This is a genomic window from Bacillus sp. LSHTCR4 (genome assembly GCF_057197025.1).
The window spans coordinates 1,344,935-1,365,507 of the sequence record NZ_JBXUNO010000001.1 but is presented as its reverse complement, the minus strand read 5'-3'; the positions used below and the strand labels follow the sequence as shown (position 1 = coordinate 1,365,507).

General features: G+C 33.3%; 19 protein-coding genes, 1 riboswitch and 2 other annotated features. Of the genes, 6 read left to right on the top strand and 13 right to left on the bottom strand.

Annotated elements, in window-relative coordinates:
- Positions 1–71 precede the first annotated feature (71 nt).
- Together AC2CGR_RS06965 and AC2CGR_RS06960 are read left to right on the top strand one after the other, a co-directional pair.
- Positions 72–674: a DUF2441 domain-containing protein gene (locus AC2CGR_RS06965; RefSeq protein ID WP_484480682.1), complete on the top strand. Its 603-nt coding sequence runs from the start codon at positions 72–74 to the stop codon at positions 672–674.
- A gap of 33 nt (positions 675–707) precedes the next feature.
- Positions 708–1,649, top strand: a complete 942-nt coding sequence (locus tag AC2CGR_RS06960) for a nucleoside hydrolase (RefSeq protein ID WP_131102115.1) — start codon at positions 708–710, stop codon at positions 1,647–1,649.
- A gap of 168 nt (positions 1,650–1,817) precedes the next feature.
- Here the strand turns inward: AC2CGR_RS06960 and AC2CGR_RS06955 are convergent, their stop codons facing one another.
- The 3 genes from AC2CGR_RS06955 to AC2CGR_RS06945 all read right to left on the bottom strand — a co-directional run bounded on the left by AC2CGR_RS06955 (position 1,818) and on the right by AC2CGR_RS06945 (position 4,190).
- Positions 1,818–2,684, bottom strand: a complete 867-nt coding sequence (locus tag AC2CGR_RS06955; RefSeq protein WP_131102113.1) for an MBL fold metallo-hydrolase — start codon at positions 2,682–2,684, stop codon at positions 1,818–1,820.
- A gap of 108 nt (positions 2,685–2,792) precedes the next feature.
- Positions 2,793–3,422 (bottom strand): immunity protein Imm33 domain-containing protein, encoded by a 630-nt coding sequence (locus tag AC2CGR_RS06950; protein ID WP_087968083.1) that lies wholly within the window; start codon positions 3,420–3,422, stop codon positions 2,793–2,795.
- 48 nt (positions 3,423–3,470) lie between these two features.
- Positions 3,471–4,190 carry a class I SAM-dependent methyltransferase gene (locus tag AC2CGR_RS06945; protein ID WP_240687596.1) on the bottom strand — a complete coding sequence of 240 codons (720 nt, stop codon included), beginning with the start codon at positions 4,188–4,190 and terminating at the stop codon, positions 3,471–3,473.
- 205 nt (positions 4,191–4,395) lie between these two features.
- Here AC2CGR_RS06945 and AC2CGR_RS06940 point away from each other — a divergent pair, with 205 nt between their 5' ends.
- Positions 4,396–5,133, top strand: coding sequence for a ZIP family metal transporter (locus AC2CGR_RS06940; protein ID WP_087968082.1), 738 nt, complete (start codon positions 4,396–4,398; stop codon positions 5,131–5,133).
- Positions 5,134–5,269: 136 nt separating this feature from the next.
- A complete protein-coding gene (locus AC2CGR_RS06935; RefSeq protein WP_087968079.1) occupies positions 5,270–6,970 on the top strand; it encodes a pyruvate oxidase in 1,701 nt (566 codons plus the stop codon).
- 45 nt (positions 6,971–7,015) lie between these two features.
- On the opposite strand, the gene AC2CGR_RS06930 is transcribed toward AC2CGR_RS06935, so the two are convergent.
- The 5 genes from AC2CGR_RS06930 to AC2CGR_RS06910 form a co-directional block, all read right to left on the bottom strand.
- Positions 7,016–8,020, bottom strand: coding sequence for an ABC transporter permease subunit (locus tag AC2CGR_RS06930; protein WP_087968077.1), 1,005 nt, complete (start codon positions 8,018–8,020; stop codon positions 7,016–7,018).
- Between the two features lies 1 nt (position 8,021).
- Positions 8,022–8,888 carry an ABC transporter permease subunit gene (locus tag AC2CGR_RS06925; protein WP_484480681.1) on the bottom strand — a complete coding sequence of 289 codons (867 nt, stop codon included), beginning with the start codon at positions 8,886–8,888 and terminating at the stop codon, positions 8,022–8,024.
- 53 nt (positions 8,889–8,941) lie between these two features.
- Entirely contained in the window at positions 8,942–10,213 is a 1,272-nt protein-coding gene (locus AC2CGR_RS06920) for an MFS transporter (RefSeq protein ID WP_276320917.1), read from the bottom strand.
- 143 nt (positions 10,214–10,356) lie between these two features.
- Positions 10,357–12,237 carry an FtsX-like permease family protein gene (locus tag AC2CGR_RS06915; RefSeq protein ID WP_087968074.1) on the bottom strand — a complete coding sequence of 627 codons (1,881 nt, stop codon included), beginning with the start codon at positions 12,235–12,237 and terminating at the stop codon, positions 10,357–10,359.
- Between the two features lie 12 nt (positions 12,238–12,249).
- On the bottom strand, positions 12,250–13,017 hold the full coding sequence (locus AC2CGR_RS06910; protein WP_000106430.1) for an ABC transporter ATP-binding protein: 768 nt from the start codon (positions 13,015–13,017) through the stop codon (positions 12,250–12,252).
- 534 nt (positions 13,018–13,551) lie between these two features.
- Between AC2CGR_RS06910 and AC2CGR_RS06905 the strand changes: the two genes are divergently transcribed.
- Positions 13,552–14,034 carry a DUF2975 domain-containing protein gene (locus AC2CGR_RS06905; protein ID WP_270185228.1) on the top strand — a complete coding sequence of 161 codons (483 nt, stop codon included), beginning with the start codon at positions 13,552–13,554 and terminating at the stop codon, positions 14,032–14,034.
- A 125-nt stretch (positions 14,035–14,159) separates the two neighbouring features.
- Here AC2CGR_RS06905 and thrS read toward each other — a convergent pair whose 3' ends face one another.
- From thrS to AC2CGR_RS06880, 5 genes are all read right to left on the bottom strand, one after another.
- Positions 14,160–16,079 (bottom strand): threonine--tRNA ligase, encoded by a 1,920-nt coding sequence (gene thrS, locus AC2CGR_RS06900; RefSeq protein ID WP_087968070.1) that lies wholly within the window; start codon positions 16,077–16,079, stop codon positions 14,160–14,162.
- 44 nt (positions 16,080–16,123) lie between these two features.
- Positions 16,124–16,346 (bottom strand) — a binding site (T-box leader).
- 35 nt (positions 16,347–16,381) lie between these two features.
- Positions 16,382–16,605 (bottom strand) — a binding site (T-box leader).
- 123 nt (positions 16,606–16,728) lie between these two features.
- Positions 16,729–17,436 carry a 23S rRNA pseudouridine(2604) synthase RluF gene (gene rluF / locus AC2CGR_RS06895; protein ID WP_131102109.1) on the bottom strand — a complete coding sequence of 236 codons (708 nt, stop codon included), beginning with the start codon at positions 17,434–17,436 and terminating at the stop codon, positions 16,729–16,731.
- Between the two features lie 184 nt (positions 17,437–17,620).
- Entirely contained in the window at positions 17,621–18,241 is a 621-nt protein-coding gene (locus AC2CGR_RS06890) for a YdbC family protein (RefSeq protein ID WP_087968067.1), read from the bottom strand.
- A gap of 367 nt (positions 18,242–18,608) precedes the next feature.
- Complete coding sequence (locus AC2CGR_RS06885; RefSeq protein WP_270185229.1) at positions 18,609–18,995, bottom strand: DUF4440 domain-containing protein; 387 nt, start codon at positions 18,993–18,995, stop codon at positions 18,609–18,611.
- 162 nt (positions 18,996–19,157) lie between these two features.
- Complete coding sequence (locus tag AC2CGR_RS06880; RefSeq protein ID WP_270185230.1) at positions 19,158–19,502, bottom strand: hypothetical protein; 345 nt, start codon at positions 19,500–19,502, stop codon at positions 19,158–19,160.
- 132 nt (positions 19,503–19,634) lie between these two features.
- Here AC2CGR_RS06880 and AC2CGR_RS06875 point away from each other — a divergent pair, with 132 nt between their 5' ends.
- The gene (locus tag AC2CGR_RS06875; protein WP_087968062.1) at positions 19,635–20,210 is read left to right on the top strand and encodes a hypothetical protein; all 576 of its coding nucleotides are present in this window, start codon (positions 19,635–19,637) and stop codon (positions 20,208–20,210) included.
- A gap of 217 nt (positions 20,211–20,427) precedes the next feature.
- A riboswitch (glycine riboswitch) is annotated at positions 20,428–20,546 on the top strand.
- The last annotated feature ends 27 nt before the right edge of the window (positions 20,547–20,573 follow it).

Here is a 20,573-nt window from a genome sequence, read left to right as displayed (position 1 = left end):
TTACTTATAAAGGTTTTATATATTTCAATGTTGAATTACTTAATTTAAACATTACTACTAGGAGGCGAACCATGAAAGAACAAGGATTTTTCGTATATCATATCGTAACAAGGAAAAAAATGAAGATCGGACAAAGCATTCAATTTAATAAAAATCAAACGAATACGCTATTCCACTTCTTTTTTGAAAGAGAACATTTGAATTCTAGTGGTGAAGATTCTATACAAATTTTAAAAGAACATTATACAAATGAAGAATTACATATAAAGAATGAAAATGCTACAGTAGTTATGAATTACATGGATCAAACAATTAGGGCCATTAGAGAAACGATTGTGGAAATGGTTAGGCTGCAAGAATACCCTGATTATCCATCAAGATTGTCTTGTTTATATGCTGCTAAAAGCTATGAAGATACTTTAAAATGGAAAGCATTATTTGATTCTTACAATCGAGAAGTTTTGCAGATTGTTAAACTACGAGTAATCGGAAGTTCTTTTGAAGGTGACGGGAATCTTTTACCGAAAGAAGATGCTATTCCTTTTTCTCAAAAAATGGAACAAGCTAGAGAATATTGGAAAGGAAATGTGAATAACGAACTGCCTGAGCTACTCATTAATGGCGAAATTGAAGTGGGCGAAATTATTGATGACTTTTCCTCAATTCATGTTTAATTTCTAACTAAATCAAAAAGGATGGAGATTACAATGATAAAAAAAGTGTACTTCAATCATGATGGTGGTGTAGATGATTTAATTTCACTATTTTTATTACTTCAGATGGATAATGTCAAACTTACAGGTGTTTCAGTTATCCCTGCTGATTGCTATTTGGAACCAGCAATGTCTGCAAGTCGCAAAATTATTGATCGCTTCAGCAAAGAATATATTGAAGTAGCCGCATCAAATTCCCGTGCGAAAAATCCATTTCCAAAAGACTGGCGAATGCATGCATTTTATGTAGATGCTTTACCAATTTTAAATGAGGCTGGAAAAGTTGTAACACCTGTAGTAGCAAAGCCTGCACATCATCATTTAATAGAAACGCTTCTACAAACTGAAGGAAAAACAACTTTATTATTTACAGGACCCCTAACTGACCTTGCTCGTGCATTATATGAAGCTCCCATAATAGAAGATAAAATTGAACGTCTCGTTTGGATGGGTGGTACATTTCTTACCGCAGGCAATGTACATGAACCAGAGCATGATGGAACAGCTGAGTGGAATTCATTTTGGGACCCTGAAGCAGTAGCTCGTGTATGGGAATCAAAAATTGAAATCGACTTAGTGACACTAGAAAGTACAAACCAAGTTCCATTAACTATAGACATACGTGAACGTTGGGCAAAAGAACGAAAGTATATTGGTGTAGATTTCCTTGGCCAATGCTATGCGATGGTTCCGCCCCTCGTTCACTTTTCAACGAACTCTACTTACTACTTGTGGGACGTACTAACAACTGCGCTTGTCGGAAACACTAACCTCGCGAAAACCCAAACGATTAATAGTATCGTTCATACATATGGACCAAGTCAGGGGCGTACAGTGGAATTTGATGGTGGGCGACCTGTAAATGTAGTATATGATGTAAACCACAATGAATTTTTTAACTATATAACTGAATTAGCAAAGAAAGCTTCTAGTTGAACCACTATCAATACGAAAAATACATAGAATGAAACCCCTCCAGACAATGATCCCTCATTTAGAATTTGGTTGAAACTACATATTTAACTATTGAAAAGAGTATTGAATTACATTTCAATACTCTTTTTTTTGCAATTTAATTTAATTTCATTGGATTCATGTAGTGTCTTACTGATTTTTCATTTCATAACCATTTACAAAAAACGTTATTGTTTCTAGTTCATCTTCATTTAATTCTCTATCTATGTCTCGTTTATACGCTTCCTTTATCTTCCCTTCATCGCCTTTATGTATTTCCGTATAAGTTCCTACTGTTTTTAGTAAACGCATTTCTTGTAAAAACTCATCCCGATTTATAGCTGTCCCATGAGAAAGGATATAGGTTTCAGCATCAAATTCCTCCAACTCTTCTATTAATTTAAACGTTCGTTTCGTCGTATAGTTCCATTTTGAAGAAAAAATGTCTGCATATATACAGTCTCCTAAAAATAAAATCTTTTCTTCCTTCACGTAAATAACAACCGAATCATGTGCATGATCTCCGCCGACATGTTTTAACACACATGTCACTTCACCAAGGTCTAATTCAATTTGATCCTGGAACGTTAAGGTCGGAGGAATAATTTTAATATTTCTCGCTTTTTCTTCAAACTCTTTTTTGATGCAATCCGCACAAAATGCAATTTCAGTACCTTCTTTTACGCGTGCATCCAACGCATCATCTGTCCATTCATAAGATACTAGTGACTGCATTTCTTTTTTCGTTTCAGCATGCGCAATTGACAATGCATCTTGTAGTACAGATAATCCAAAAATATGATCCCAATGCCAATGCGTTAATGCTACGAAATCAGGATTCGATACATTTTTTTCTTTTAACATTTCTAAAAATAATTGTGCATGTTCCTCTGAATTCCCTGCATCAATCATTAACGTTTTTTCTTGTCCAACAACCATTCCTAATATAGGTCTATCTGTTTCAGAAACTGGTGTCATATACCAAAATGAGTTTCCTATTTTTTTAATTTGTTGCATCATTTGTTCCTCCATTTACTATTACTCTCTTGAATTATTATCTGTAGAACCTTTATCAAGCACATAGCGTGAAATTATATTGCTTTCTTTAAAACGTAATAACTTTTTCTATCCATTTAAATAAGTATCCCAATCATAGTCTTCAATCTTATAAAAACTACCTTTATCATTTCTTTCATATGCACATAAAGGTGGTTCCTCAAGAAATTTCAAAATAGTATCATCTATATTCAATATGACTCCAATTGAAATAATTTGAAAGTTTTTAGGATCATTCACATAGTCATCACTTTCATAGCCACTTAAAATTGACCAACCAGAGTCACCTTCTTCTCTTGAATCCTCTTTAAGCATAAAGTTAAATTCTCTTTTTTCAAGTACATCATTACTAACAATTACCTTCGTATCAAAATAAAAATCCCAATCTTTTGAAGATGGATCGTCATATTCCGTATCACATATATTTTCAATTCCAAATGAAATTTTATCACCTATTTTTAAATCTAAGCGATATGGTTCATTGCTCAGTTCCCCTACAAACTTCTTCTCATTTCTTTCAATGATTTCAACCCACATTCTTTCACCATTAAATCCATCTTCTTCCTCATTTTTAGATACAAAAATTAGCTTTACCAAATCTCCAAACTTTAATTTCTCCAAAATTTCTGAGCTAGGAAGGTAGAATGTATAGGGCGCTTCTTTATTTAATTCATAAACATTATCTAAGTACCAAGACATCTTTTTCTCTCCTTAAAGGCTTTTCACATTCATATTTTTAAAATAATACTATTTTTTCTTCCGGCAAACTACTACCATAGAATAGCAACCTTCCCCTAACTCATTGCCTTCCCAATCATTATATATATGTAATAATTCAAAACCATTCGCTACTAATAATCTTTCTAACTCCTGCGGGTACGTATAACGAAGATCTATCGTTGTTTTTATTTCCTCTACTAGCGTATTCCCCTCATAAAACCTTCTTGTTGTTATGTAGTGCTGTATTTGTGGAATTGAATCGTATGTCATTTCAGTATATAAATCACATTTTCTTCCCTTTTCATCACTAATAGTTGTCCAATATTCTTCTGTAGATGGCTGTATTAATTCTTCTTTTGAAGGAAAACGTGTATCGAATATGAATATACCATTTTCAGCTAATACGTGATGAATAGATGTTAATAACTGATCTTGATCTGTATTCGTAAGGAAATGCTGGAATCCGTGCCCCACCATAAATGCTAACGGAATTGTTTCATTCATGCTTAATTGTAAACAGTCTTGTTGTAACCATTTTACCTTCTTACAACCCGTAGTTTTTGTCTTTGCTTCAGCAAGCATGCCTTCATGTATATCTACACCAATCATTTGATATCCATTTTCTATAAATGGAATTGTAACTCTTCCTGTACCACAGGCAATATCTAGAATCCATTCATTTTGTATATTTAGTTTTTGTGCCCATGATAGTAAAAACGGAAAATCTGATAAACTTTTATTTTCTATATCATATCGTTTTGGATTTTCATATTCCGATAGACTTCATTTTGTTTGCAAACTTATTCCCCATTTCATATTTCCACTTAAATTTAATATATAAATTATAACGAATTATTAGTTTTTTCTCTATAATCAAACACAATTACTTGGACTAATCTAACTTTCCTTTTCGTAAGCTAAAAATAAGGTGGAAGAATCGGAGTGTGATACTATGGAACGATTATGGATTCCAATGATAGTTACATTTTTTTCATTTGGCGGCTTATTATTAGGCGGTGCTGTTGGCATTGCTACTCGCCAGCTAATTGAAGAAAAAATGCATCGTTTATATGCATTATGTGGCGGAATTTTACTTGGGCTTTTATCCCTTGAAATTATTCCTGAAACATTTTCAAGCTATGAAATGATTGGACCTATACTTGGCATAGCTATCGGTATTTTAATTATGAGCTTATTAGATAACTATTGTCACCATCCAATGATACATAAAAAAGAGCAACAAGCTTGGCAAACCTTCCTTTTTCTGTCTTTCGCTATATTTATTCATAATATACCGAGTGGATTTGCACTAGGTACAGCTTTTATTAATCATGCTGACTCTGCCATACCTTTTTTAATAGCAATCGTCGTTCACCATATTCCTGAAGGCTTAGCATTAATTATCCCCTTTCTCTTTACAAAGCATAAGTATGTTTCCTTTTTATTAACAACTTTATTACTTTCTCTTATTCTCGGTACAGGCACAGTTTTTGGCATTTTGATGGAAGGAAAAGCGCTTCATTTACAAGGACTCATTATGGGAAGTGCTATCGGTTCACTTGGCTATGTAACAATTCATGAAATGCTTTGGAAAGCTAAGAAACAGCTCTCTTTCCTTACATTTCTAATGTGGGCAACTTGTGGTTTTTTACTAATAACAGTGTTCACTTTATTCGCTGGTCATCATTAAAGTTGCTAAAGTGAAACTTTTGTGCCTCCCACACTGATTCTTAGATTACAAATAACCAGATAAATTTTCTTATTTGTATATTTTTCCTTTTTATCCAAAACATAATGTTATCTACCTATTATAAGGAGGAACAATTATGTTTGGGAAAACAGCCGGTGAAGCATTAGTTGATTTATTAATTGACTGGGGAGTAGAACACATATACGGTATGCCTGGAGATTCCATCAATTCTATCATTGAAGCTTTAAGAAAAAAGCAAGATAAAATTAAATTCATTCAAGTTCGCCATGAAGAAGCTGGTGCATTAGCAGCAGCTGCCTATGCTAAGTTAACAGGAAAACTCGGCGTTTGTATGGCAATTGCAGGGCCCGGTGCTATTCATTTATTAAATGGTTTATATGATGCGAAACTCGATAAAGCCCCTGTTCTAGCAATTTCAGGTCAAGTAGAAACAGATCTACTCGGGACGGATTTTTTCCAAGAAGTAAACTTAGAAAGAATGTTTGATGATGTCGCGGTTTATAACCAGCGCATTATGTCAGCAGAACAGCTACCTGCTGTCGTGAATCAAGCGATTCGAATGGCTTATACGAAAAAAGGTGTATCTGTTCTTACGATACCAGATGATGTTCCAAAATTTGAAGTAAAAAATGGTGCTCGTGTTACAAACACTTCTTTTACTTTACCTGAGTTATTTCCGCAAAAAGCAGATTTAGATGCAGCAAAGCTCACAATAAATGAAGCGACAAAACCTGTTATTTTAGCTGGAAAAGGTACGAAACATGCGAGAGAATCTTTACTTGCATTGGCAGAACATATTGGTGCTCCAATCGTACTTACATTGCCAGCTAAAGGAATTATTCCTGATGAACACCCTCTTTGTATCGGTGGATTAGGATTAATTGGAACGAAACCTTCTTATGAAGCAATGAAGCATGCAGATACTTTAATTATGGTCGGTACTTCTTATCCGTTCACCGGCTTCTTACCTGAAAAAGCAAAAACAATTCATATCGATACAGATCCTGCCCAAATCGGGAAACGTTATGCGACAGATATTGGTTTAGCTGGTGATGCTGATAAAACATTACGATGGTTAATTGAAAATGTTGAAGAACACACAAACCATTCCTTCTTAGAATATCACCAAGAAATGATGAAAAAATGGGAAGAAAAATTACACGATCAAGAAGAAGACTCTTCCATTCCAATTAAACCACAACGCGTTATGCATGCTCTGCAGCAAGTAGCACATGATGACGCAATTCTATCAGTCGATGTCGGAAATGTAACAGTATGGACCGCAAGGCACTTCCGTATGACAAACCAGCAATTTGTCATTTCTAGCTGGCTCGCAACACTTGGTTGCGGTTTACCTGGTGCTCTTGCTGGAAAAATTGCATTCCCGGATAAACAAGTATTTGCAGTTTGTGGTGATGGCGGATTTGGAATGACGATGAATGACTTCGTAACAGCTGTAAAATATAAATTACCAATCGTTGTCGTCGTATTAAACAATAATAAAATTGCGATGATTAAATTCGAGCAAGAAGTCATGGGTAATATCGAATTCGAAACAGACTTAACGAACCCTGATTTTGCAAAATATGCAGAGGCGTGTGGAGGTATTGGATACCGTGTTGAGAATTTAGATGAACTACTTCCCGCTTTCGAAAATGCAGTAAAACAAAATAAACCGTGTATTATTGATGTAGTTGTAGATGCTAACGAAGCACCAATGCCAGCAAAAATCACATTTGGTCAAGCCGCTGGTTATACGAAGCATATGATAAAAGAATTATTTGAAGAAGGTAAGATTGATTTACCACCACTTTAAGCGAAAAAAGATAGCTGAAAATGATTCGTCTTCAGCTATCTTTTTTTATTTTTGTATCTCTCTATAAAAAGAAAAGTCATTCGTAGTTGGTTGTACTTGTTTCTCTACTTGCAATTCTTTACTTTCCCTCTCTAGCTTTCTCACATTTCCTAACTTAATCGCATCTTGCATGCTATTACTAATTAGATTTCCAGCTAAAATTGTCATACTATAAAAAGCAATCGGTATGAGTACAATCCATGTATGTGTAGTTAAGTGGCGGAAGTTTTGACCAATTAGGCCAGTCCATTCTTTCGTTACACTATCTGGATCCATTCCACTGAAGGTTATTGTTCCGCCGAAAAATAATTGTAACAAACCAAGATGTAAAAGAAGTAATAACGTACTTACAAATTGTTGAGCTACTAATAAAAGAAATGATGGTAACATATGCGGCCATATATGGCGCTTCAACCTATGCCACTTACTTCCGCCGAGCACAGTAGCTGCCAACATAAATTCTTCTTTCTTAATACGCTTTACTTCTTGCGCTACATACAACATAACCGTTGGTACAGCAAGACATACAAGAACTATAATTTGAAATGACACCCGCAAATATAACGGCACAACTTCTGCTCTACTATCAAACGTTAATACTTCATTTAACATAAAATACGAAATCATAACCATCGGTACAATACTAAAAGGATCAAAAAAGGATGAAATAACTGGAAAAGAACGTTTACCATACATACCAAGAAGTAAACCAATTCCCCCTCCAACTATAACTCGTAAAATCGCTATAATTATACTCGCTCCAACTGTCCATTTTGCACCTTCTATTATTAATTGAACAAGGTCACGACCTTTCACATCACTTCCAAACCAAAATTTACTTGATGGTGAAAATGGTGCTGCCTCTAGTTCTCCTTTTTCGTTATACATCATCGTTAGTTCGCGAATATTCCCGTCGAAAAACAACGTATTCCCAATACTAACAATCATAAGTACACTTAAAAAAGTAACACCAATCCAAAATCTTACATCTCTTTTTACAACTTCCCACATGTTACACACGCTCCTTTATCACATTTTGTAAAAACGTATGTAATATACGAAATAGTATAAAAAGCGGTACGTATAATATTACTAGACTCACTGTAAATATTTCTAATTTTGAATTTTCTTTCACGAAAACAAACATACCATATGTATTAAATATCCATTCAATAATATATAAATTGGAAAGCATAAATAAAATATTTGTTTTCGCGTAATAAATTGTCGTTAATAAAACATTTCTTGAAATATGATGTGTCAAAATATGCCGTAAGCTTAGCCCTTTACTCTTGGCAAACAAACTATAATCTTTCTCTAATTCTTCTTTAAACCGTAATAACAACAGTTTAATAAACAATAATGTTGTTGGTATTGTAAGACATATAATTGGTAACAAACGTATCCTTTCTTCCCCTAATCCAGCCAGTTTGATCGGCATAAATCCTGTTTTTTGAAACATAATTACGACAAGAAGTTGCGATAATAAAATAAGTAATATATCTGGTATACTCTCAAGCGTAAGAAAAATCCCGTTCCACATTTTCTGTTTCATATGAGAACGCTGTAATACCCAAATGACAAGTATATACGCTATAAGCAAAGAGAGTAAAAAAGCTGAAAGAAATACAATCATCGTTTCAATATAATGAATCCATATTTGCGGAAATAATTTTCTTGAGTCCCGAAATCCATAGGTAATTTCACCCGGTTGAAGTAACTTTCCTCCAAGAAATACAATCGTGTTCCCAAAACCGATTAAATCAATTTGCAATCCCTTAAATAAACGCGGTAGCGCCCCTAGGCAGATTATACATAAAATTGCAGCTACTAGTTGTAAACAAGTAATCCCACACCACTTAACCATTCTCATCAACATAACGATTTCCCCTTACCGTTCGATAAAATATTCAGAAACAAAAACTAAACATATCACATCTCTTTAGCTACAGCATGTACTTGCTTTTGCCCACTTGGTAGAATTGCTTGATATAAACATGTAACAAATAATAATAAACCAAATAAAATAATATACAATGTATCTGCACGAATCCATTTTGGGAATAACATTGCTATCGCACCGAGAGATAAAAGCTGGAATCCTGTCGTTAATGGACTAAGCAAGCTTTGTACACGCCCCATGAATGACTCTTCTACAATTTCATACATCCAGCCCGATATTGCAACATTAATAAACGGTAAAAAGAAAGTCGCAAAAGCAATACATACATAAAAAGACCATACGTGATTTACAAAGTAACACATACCGAAGAAGATCCCTGAACCAGCCATACCAAATACAATAATCGGTTTAGGAGCATATTTCTTACCTATACTTGTTGCTACTATACTTCCAATTAGTAATGAAATCCCTCCAACTACACCGCCCACCATTGCTAAACTTTCATACGTTGTTGGTGCTAATTTGTATTTTAATATGTAAGTAGTAGATACGCTTAAAATACCATTTAATAAGCCAAATACGATAAATCCTAATAGTAATTTTTTTAAAGTTTCATTTTGGTATATATACCTAATTCCTTCTTTAAACTCTGTTATTAACATCTTCAAATTAACTTCTTTCCATTTTGTTCTCCCATTTGGTAAACGAACTTTTTCTGGAATGGAGATCGTTTGAATCAAAATACCACTCATAATAAAAGTGAGCGTATTTACTAAAATGCTCCCGTAAATTCCAAAAGTCCAGTACACCATCGTTGCAATTCCTACACCAAACAAAGCATACAAACTATTTACCATTTGATTCATACCCGCTGCTGCACCGTATTGGTCTGATTCAACTACTCCCTGTATCATCGACTGTTCTGATGGAGAGAAAAATTGTATACATGCATTTTCTAAAAATAAAAATATAAAGACTAGTATAATCATCCCGTAATAAAGCGAAATTAGGATTCCAATATTACAGAGCGAACAACATATGTTACTTACCGTACAAATACGTTGTCTATCAAAACGATCCACTACTGTCCCTACTAATAGAAAAAAGATTAATGCAGGTAATGCAATCATAATTTGCGTCATTGTTGCGTAAACAGGTTGTTTTCCGTATTGATCTAACAAGTAAAACATTAAAGAAATTCCAGCAATCATAGAACCGAGTCGCTCTAAAATATTTGCTAGAAAAAAACGTGCATACACTTTGTTTCGAAATAACTGTAGCATTTCTTTCATACTTCGTATCCTTTCTCTCGACAAAATAGTATTATTTTAGTCATTTCTTGGAAGTTACATTATATTTTTCGACCATTATCCAATCTTTTCCTTCTTTATAAAAAACATAAAAAAAGAGCCCCTATTTTCAACACAAGGACTCTTTTCTTAAACTATTTCGCTACTTCTTCTTTCGGCATTACCATACCTTTATAAAGTTGAACAGTTATCCAGTAATAGATGAAATAAATGACTAAGAAAATCCCAATCGGCACCCATACTTTTACAAACGGGTCAACTAATATAAAACTAAATAAGTTAAGCCCTACTAACACGTGGGAAATTCCAATAATCGCTGGGAAGATAAATAAATATGAAATTTCTTTATATATACTTTTCGTTAACATACTACGTCTCACACCGATTTTTCGTAACATTTCATAACGGCGTACATCACGAGAAGCACCTGTTAATATTTTGAACATAAGCGAACTAGCCATCATTGCTAAAAATGCAATTCCGAGGAAAAATCCCATAAACATTGTTCCGCTCATGAAACTGTTCATAAATTGATAAATTGTCATTTTCGTAAATAAGTCTACTTTTGTACCTGTTGTTTTTTCAATGTGTTCTTTTTGTCTCTTATCTATTTCGATCAACAACGGTTTATATTTTTTCATATCATCTACTTTTGCTAATGTTACAGTGTGTTCTGTTCCTTGAATCCCTTTATAATGCGCTTCATCTGCAATTCTTACAGGTTTTCCGTTAAATTGATTATGTGTAATTTGTATCTCTCTTACAATTGCATCTTCCCAATCTCTTGGCATACGAGGGAATTTTGCTAATTCAGGAGCCTCTAAAGCAGAATATACAGGTTCAGTTAAAGGTTCAGTCACACGTTTACGAACAGGCTCTTTTAAAGTTTTTGTATCAAAGTGGTCTGAAACAAGTGGCGGTTTCGCAGTTAAATCGTTACGTAAGTAATAAACCGCTTCTCCATCTACTTTATATTTGTACTTGCTTTCTTCAACAATTTCCATTTCTTTTAAGGCAGCTGTATCTTGTTCATTAGGATCATGAATTACGACATCATACACACGTGAGAAGTCTGTCATAATACCTACATTTTTTTGGAACGCCATACCGGCTGTCATCGCACCTGCTCCTAATGCAATTAACATTGCTACAGTACCTAATACTCTCGATAAACTATTTACTCGAAAGCGTAGCTGTGCATATGTAAAACTATTTAAGCCCGTTTCATTTCGTTTTTTATTCCCTTTAATTTTCATCACAAAAAATGGGAGTAATGAACTAAAGATAAAATATGTTCCAAGTGTTGTAACGATTGTCGCTATTATAAAACCGAGTTCAGCAAACGTTTTTATATTTACCATAAAATAGTATCCTGTACTTACTAGTAATACACCCAGTACAGTCATTATAATAATGCGAGTTTTACTTTTCTTCACTTCATCTAGTGTTTCATCTTCACGTATTAATTCTAATTCTGTTTTACGTAATAAACGGATGCTATTCATTAAACCAGTAATAAAAAATAATATTAAGAAGAATATAGCTGTAACTATGATTGCTGGTGTATATACAGATGAATAACTACCCTTTGCCGAAATTTCCATACCATTCATTAAAAAGTTTCCTGCTACACTTGCTAGTAACATCCCTACTAAAATCCCGATAATAATACTAACAATACCCATACCGAATGTTTCAATAAATAATAATTGTGCTACTTTTTTCTTTTTCGCACCAAGCATCATGTACATACCGAGTTCTTTTCTTCTTAACGTGAGTAAGAAAGAATTGGCATATATAATATAAAATACAGTGATGAAAGATAATAGTATTGCACCTACCCAGAATACGAGTCTAATACTACTAATAAGACTATTATCCTTCGTAAATTCACTATTCATCGCCATCGTTTGGAACATGTAAAAAATACTAATACTAATAACGAGACCGATAAGTAAAACCATATAATCTTTTAACATTTTTTTCATACTATGACGTGATAATTTGAATAACATAGTTTCGCCCCCCTACTTAGACTCAGCAGCTGAGCCCATATGAGCGAGCACACCTAAAATGTCTTGATAGAAACTTTCTCGCGTTCCTTGACGCTTTAATTCTTTATATAAAAGACCATCTTGAATAAATAATATACGTTCACAATAACTCGCACTAAATGCATCGTGTGTAACCATCAAAATACTTACATTATGATTTTCATGTAAATCTTGCATCGCTTCTAATAAGCTTTTTGCATTTTTACTATCAAGCGCTCCTGTCGGTTCATCTGCTAATACGATTGCTGGATTATGTACTAAAGCTCGTGCTGCCGCTGTTCTTTGCTTTTGTCCACCAGAAACAGCAGTTGGATATTTTGTTAAAATTTCAGTAATTCCTAATTTCTTCGCCACCTCATTTACCTTTCCGGTAATCTCACTTGAAGGTACACCTTGCAAAGAGAGTGGTAAAGCAATATTTTCATAAATTGATAAGTTTTCTAGTAAGTTAAAATCTTGAAAGATGAACCCTAATTTTTGAGATCGAAAATCTGATAATGCATTCCCCTTCATAGAAGTAATATTTGTACCAGCTATTGTCACACTGCCACCCGTAGCTTGATCTAATGTACTAATCACATTCAGTAAAGTCGTTTTTCCAGATCCAGAAGGACCCATAATCCCGACGAATTCGCCTTCTTTAATACTTAATGACACACCCCTTAATGCCTTTGACTGATTCTCATTTCTTTTCCCATACGTTTTTTCTACACTTTCTACAGTAACTACATTTGTTGACATCTCTTTCACTCCATCCCTTTTGTATACAATTAATTTCTCACATATTTCTTATCTTTTTCTCATGTAAATTCTTAAGAATTTTTTAATTCTTTAAACAAAAAGATTGAACAAGTAACATGAACCTACTTCATATTCTCATTTTTCTACAACTCCTTCCTTCGATTTCGCTTACATTTACCTTACATTTTTGTAAGGTAAAAAAATTACAGATTATTTCATAAGGAGGCTTTCTTTGTAGTGAGAAAGGCTTTTTATTTTTCTCAAATTTAATAAGATACATAAATAACAATAATAATAAGTTAAAAAACAATATAATTTTATTCCAAAACGATAAATCATATGATAAAATCATGTTGTCATTAAATAAAGTGAAACTTTAATCAGTGGGGGTTTTCTCCATCTCCCACTGATTATTAGTTGAACCAATCGGACTTTAATGGGCAGCCCGACCCCCACCTAACTTCTTTGCTTTCGCTGAATTTTGAGGTAGGGGTCTTACTGCCCATTAAAGCGGGATAAAACGAGGTGCTTTTTATGAAACAAGTTACAACACTCTTTTTAAAGCTGGCTATTGTTTTTATAGGTATAGTAGTACTTGCATTGTGTATATTTTTAGTACCTAAAATCGGGAATTTCGCTAGTGAATTGTATCCAGCTATTGCTTATATGAAATCTCTTGTTTTAATCGATATGTACGTAGCAGCAATACCTTTTTACTTTTCTCTGTATCAAGCTTTTAAACTTTTACGTTACATTGATAAAAATAAAGCGTTCTCGGAATTGTCAGTTAATTCGTTAAAAAATATAAAATACTGTGCCCTCACAATCGGTACCGTATACTTGCTAGGTATGCCACTCTACTATCTTATGGCAAAAAAAATTGATCCTCCAAGTTTTATTCCAATTGGACTGATCATTATTTTCTCCTCTATCGTAATTGCCATTTTTGCTGCAGTTCTCCAAAAGCTCTTACAAGAAGCCATTCATATAAAATCAGAAAATGATTTAACAGTTTGAGATGAAGTATATGGCAATAAATGATGAAGGGATAGCTTAATCGCTATCCCTCCATCATTTATTATGGTTTTTTCATTCCTTTGAATACAGTAATTCATGTTAATGGTGTATTTTATTATGAATCTCTATTCCTTATTTTTTATTTCCTCTTTTATACTTTCCACAAACCCATTTAGTTCAATTACTTCCGACTTCTCTTCCCCATATTTACGTACATTTACAGCTCCGCTTTCCATTTCCTTATCACCAATAACAAGAACATAAGGAACTTTTTGCATTTGTGCTTCTCTTATTTTATATCCTAACTTTTCATCTCGTACATCTCGTTCGACACGAACACCAGCTTGTGCTAATTTATTTGCAACCTCATCTGCGTATTGTACATGGACTGCATTCGAAACTGGAATGACCTTCACTTGAACTGGTGCCACCCATGCCGGGAATGCACCTCCAAAGTGCTCAATTAATATTGCTAAAAATCGGTCTAAAGATCCTAATACTGCTCGGTGAATGACAACTGGTCTTTTCTTTTCATTCTTCTCATCTATATAATTTAAATCAAATTTCTCTGGCATTTGGAAATCTAGCTGGATTGTTCCGCACTGATGACTTCTATTTAAAGCATCTTTAATATGGAAGTCAATTTTCGGTCCGTAAAATGCGCCGTCACCTTCATTTAGTCTATATTTACAATTCAATGAATGCAATACATTTGCTAACGCCGCTTCTGCTTGTTCCCACAACTTATCATCACCCATTGAATCTTCTGGACGAGTAGAAAGCTCTACTTCATACTGGAATCCAAAAGTTTTATATACGTAATCAATTTGCTTCATTACTGATTTAATTTCATCTTCAATTTGTTCTGGTGTTACAAATAAATGAGCATCATCTTGGCAGAAAGTACGTACTCTTAATAATCCATTTAATGCCCCGCTAAATTCATGTCGGTGCACTTGGCCGAACTCACACATACGAATTGGCAATTCGCGATAAGAGTGTAATTTATTTTTGAACATTAACATATGACCTGGGCAGTTCATCGGTTTTAATGCAAAACTTTTATTATCTACTTCAGAGAAATACATATTATCTTTATAATGTCCCCAGTGCCCTGATCTCTCCCATACTTCTTGGTTCATCATGAACGGAGTGCGTACTTCTTGATAATTGTACTCTTTTTGAATTTCTCTTAAAAATGCTTCTAACTCATTACGAATAATTTGTCCTTTTGGTAAATAAAATGGCATTCCTGGAGCCTCTTCAGAAAACATAAATAACTCAAGCTCACTACCTAATTTACGATGATTTCTTTTTGCTGCTTCTTCAACGAAATGTAAATACTCTTCTAATTCTTTTTGAGAAGAGAATGCAACACCATATATACGCTGAAGTACTTGATTATTACTATCTCCTCGCCAATATGCACCAGAAACGTGAGTTAATTGAAATGCTTTCAAATAACCTGTAGATGGTAAATGTGGCCCTCTACATAAATCTACAAATTCACCTTGCTTATATAGTGTTACACTTTCCCCATTTGGAATTGCTTCTAACAGTTCTAATTTCAGGTGATCGTTCATTTCTTGAAACAGGTTTTTTGCCTCTTCTCGTGAGACCTCAACACGTTCAATTTTTACATTTTCATTTATAATCTTTTTCATTTCTTTTTCGATTTTTCGTAAATCTTCTACGTTTACACTACTTGGAAGATCCATATCATAATAAAATCCATTTTCAATAACAGGCCCCACCCCAAGATTTATATCACCATACAATCTTTTTACAGCTTGCGCTAAAATATGTGCCGCAGAATGTCTTGCAATTTCTACACCTTCATTTGAATCTATAGTAATGATTTCTACTTCCGCATTTTCTTCAATATTACGGCGTAAATCATATAACCCATTATTTACTTTCCCTGCGACTGCTTTCTTTTTTAAGCTATTGCTAATGGATCCCGCAATTTCTTCTAAAGTAATTCCTTTTACAAATTCTTTCACGCTACCATCTGGAAATTTAATTTCAATCATTTGTTCTTTCATTTTTCATCTCTCCATTTCATAATAAAAAGCACACTCATCCCTAAAATAGGGACGAGCGTGCTTATACCCGTGGTTCCACCCAGATTCCCATTGCAAACAAACAATGGCTTCATTTACGGTAACGTCGTTTACACGGCACTAGATACTTCATTTCCCCAGTGCAGCTCTAAGGTGGTAAGTTATTTTTCTGCGTTAGGAAGTTCTCAGCTTTCCTTCCTTCTCTGTATAACCGGGTAAAATAACTCGTGTCCTTTTCTTCGCTTATTATGAAATTGAATGCAAAAAAGCATATTCATCCCTAAAATAGGGACGAATATGCTTATATCCGTGGTTCCACCCAGATTCCCATCACAAAAAACATAATGGCTTCTTTTGCGATAACGTCGCTTACACGGCACTAGATACTTCGTTTCCCTAGTGCAGCTCTAAGGTGGTAAGTTATTTTTCTGCGTTAGGAAGTTCTCAGCTTTCCTTCCTTCTCTGTATAACCGGGTAAAATAACTCGTGTCCTTTTCTTTGCTTTTAAAAGTCCATCCATTAATTGTTATTTACTATATCTTATTCATTTTATTTTTGCAAGTGTTAAAAAAAAAATTTATTTAATAAAAAAAGAAACCAAAAATAGATTTTTGGTTTCTTTTTCTCCATTTTACCAATCTTGTGGTTCGTAATTTAAGTCTGAAAATAGACGGCGTTTCTCTTTTTTCGTTAAATCTCTCCACTGTCCAACTGGTAAATTGTTCAATTCAATATTCATAATTCTCGTACGTTTTAACGTATATACTTGATACCCTAAAGCTTCACACATACGGCGAATTTGACGATTCAACCCCTGTGTTAAAATAATTTTAAACTCATATTTTGATAACTGTGTGATCTCACAAGGAAGTGTTTTCGTTCCTAAAATTTTCACACCAGCTGCCATTTTTTCTAGGAAATCAGTTGTAATTGGCTTATCTACTGAAACGATATATTCTTTCTCATGTTTGTTTTCAGCACGTAAAATTTCATTAACAATATCACCATCATTTGTTAACAAAATTAAACCGTCTGAGTCTTTATCAAGACGTCCAATGTGGCTAATTCGTAAAGGGTGATTCACTAAATCGATAATATTACCTTTTACTGATTTTTCACTCGTACATGTAATACCTACTGGTTTATTTAAAGCGATATATACGTGGTCCCGAGCAATGCGAAGTTGCTCTCCATTTACGCGTACATCATCACCTGGATTCACTTGGTCACCAATTTTTGCAACCTTACCGTTAATAATTACTCTTCTCTCATTAATTAATTTATCTGCTCCACGTCGAGACGCTTTTCCAGCTTCACTAATAAATTTATTGATACGCAAATTAGGCACATCCTTTTCAAAAAAATTTCAAGCTCACACTGCTTCTACCGTACAATACAAAAGGGTAAGCCTCCTATTATAACTTAAATATATTAACATGAAAGGGTATATAACGTCTTCTATTAATTACTCATTTATAAGAAAATATCTTTATTATACATTCATTTATGCACTTTTTCTTTGTTTAATATACAAACCATTCTTCCTTACATACAACTTGTTTACCCCTTATTTCTTCTATCTCTTCATGAATATTAGCTAGTTTATATAAATCCGGGAACATCTCTTCTACATAATTTTGATGCGCCATTCCATCTTTCCAATAAGTGAACACTATGTAACGATTTTCATTTTTTAAAGACTTCCCAACTACTCCACCTAGCATCCCTTTTGTTTTTTCCATTCCTTTATTCCAAATTGTTTCTTGTTTATGTAAAAAATACTTTTCTTTTTCCACTTTAATATCACATATAGCAACTCTTACGAAGGATCCCTCTGTAACAACGTCTTTCAGAGGCGTATCAGTTATATCATACAACGTTTGAAATAGTTCAATTTCACATGAAAGAAACGTATCTTCTTGATTACTATTTATATAAATTGTATCGTGAGCACCATTCATAAATGATTGATACGCACTTCTATCTTCCCATAAAGTAAATACACATGCCTCATCTTCATTCCAACCACCAAATTGTCCATGAAAACCATCTAAGTGCTGTATATCACGCCATTGTTCTTGTGCTTTTGAAAATAATTCCTTTTTCTCTTCTTCTACCTTACAGTAGATTGTTTTTAGTAGCATATCTAATTCCTCCTTATCTTACATTCCATTTCCCAGTTGCAGCACTTTTACTTTTCACTTACACAAACGTTAATTTCTATTGTTATCGACTACATTTCTTCATTCGAACTTTAATGACCATCTATAAATACTGTGAGTTGACACCCTACATACATATCTTGTCAGGAAATATCCACAAGATAGAACTACAATCATCTTATCTCTTTCCTTCACTACAATAGTTTACATAATAAAATTATAGACACCATAATCCTCAATTAAGTTTACACCATAAAAATACATCATAACAAAAGATTCATACACACCAACTATGAATCTTTTATTATGATGCAATAATATATAAATTTTCTTCATTCAATCTCTCTCATTATTCCGCATATCTTTCCATATGCTGCCTATATAACTTCCACCCATCTATTTCTTTCTTAAAAACTTCCATCGCTAAAACCGATGCTACTTTCTTATCATGTAAATAAAAATCTACAATGGAAGATAACACTAATTCGTTCTCTTTCCTTAAACTATGTGTTAAATCTTTATAATTCCAATAGGGGTTTTGCCCTTCATAACTCTTTAATGTTTCAATATTATCTTCTTTATATGTATCCCCTCGATATACTTCATAATCCCTATCATTGTAATACCCAAAGTAGCCAATAAAATCATCTGATACCCAATTATTTATTTTCTCAATATTACCCGTATTTAATTCATTTCGATATTCTTTTATCGCATATAAGGCTTCGTTCATCATAAAATACATCTCCTTATATTTTTTTATATCATTATTTATATTCTCTGCTATAACAAAAAGACCTTCTTACTATCGGTTGAACTTCAATTTTACAATATGTAAAAAGATAAAAAAAAAACATAAATAAATTAATAAAAAACGAATTTTCTATGATCATTCGATTTACTTTTCAAATAAATAATAGGTAATTTCATTAGGATAATGTAATACTGTTACTTTCCGCTCCCCTTTTTTAAAACTAACAGTATGCCCGTTTTCCCCTAAGTTCTCCCATTCACTTGCCTTTGTAATAGGCATTATACTTATATATTTATAATTCTCTTCCTTATCATCATTAATATGGATTGCTGACATTGGTACTGGAAAATCTTCAATTTTAGATTCTTTGTCTAAATATATGAGTGCAATTAAGCTAATTAACAGCATAGTCATTGAAATATTTGAAACTAGTTTTCTTCTATTCATTTTCACTAAAATTCCTCTTTTCTCACATATTTCTTTTATCATTTTACTAACTTTAATTATTTGTGTATAGAAAAGATATAATTTAAATCATTTCTAACCTATTTTCTCTACATGAAACAACATTATTGTTATATATTATAATTATAAGTTTTTTAATTTTGGAGGCGTTACATATTGCAGAAATTACTTTTTACTAAATGGACAGTTGTTATTTCTATTTTCATCATTTTCGGTACGATTTTCTATGTTACTAATGTAAAAAATAACAACAAAAAAGCAACTGTAGAAACAGTGGATACAAAAATTTTCAAAACTAAATTACAACCTAAAATCGATGAATTAACTACTAATTATAATGACATCATCGAAAAAGATTGGTTGCCTGCCTGGGAAGAGATTAACACGAATGGAGATTCAGTAGACCGAAATAAACTATTAGTTACAATGAATGCTGTTTCGAAACAATATGAAAACATTATGAATGAAATAGACACATTGAAAATTAAAGAAAATATATCGGAAGTACAAATACAAGAACAACTAGTTTATTTCACAACTGAGTTTAAGGCTGCTTCTAAATTTATGAAAAACGCAGCAGATTTAATTATAGACGGGGCCACTAACTCTACTCTAAACAGTGCAACAATAGAAAATACTAAACATGCTTTAGGGCTTGCAGATCAACATATTGTCATCGCTTTATCTACTTTAACTGAAGTTGAAGAGAAATTAGGACTTTCGAAAAAATAGAATTCTTTACTATTTTAAAATAAAAAATGATTGCATTTCATTAATTGTATATCTATAATGTTTTTATTGATTCTATACACATTCAATTCGTATAGGTTATTAATTTTATAATTCGGATGAACCATTCAGGAGAAGGTCTATTGATCTACCGACGGGGCAAAAAGTTGTTAACCGACTTTGAAACTCTCAGGTCTTGTTTACAAGTAGAACTGCATGGGGACGAATCTCTGGAGAGACTCCCTCTCGCTTTAATAGCGTAGAGGAAAACGAGCACCGAAGGAGCAAATCCGCTACTATAGTGGATAATCTCTCAGGTAAAAGGACAGAGACAAGCGAAAGAAAATGCCGATTTGTATCGGTTTA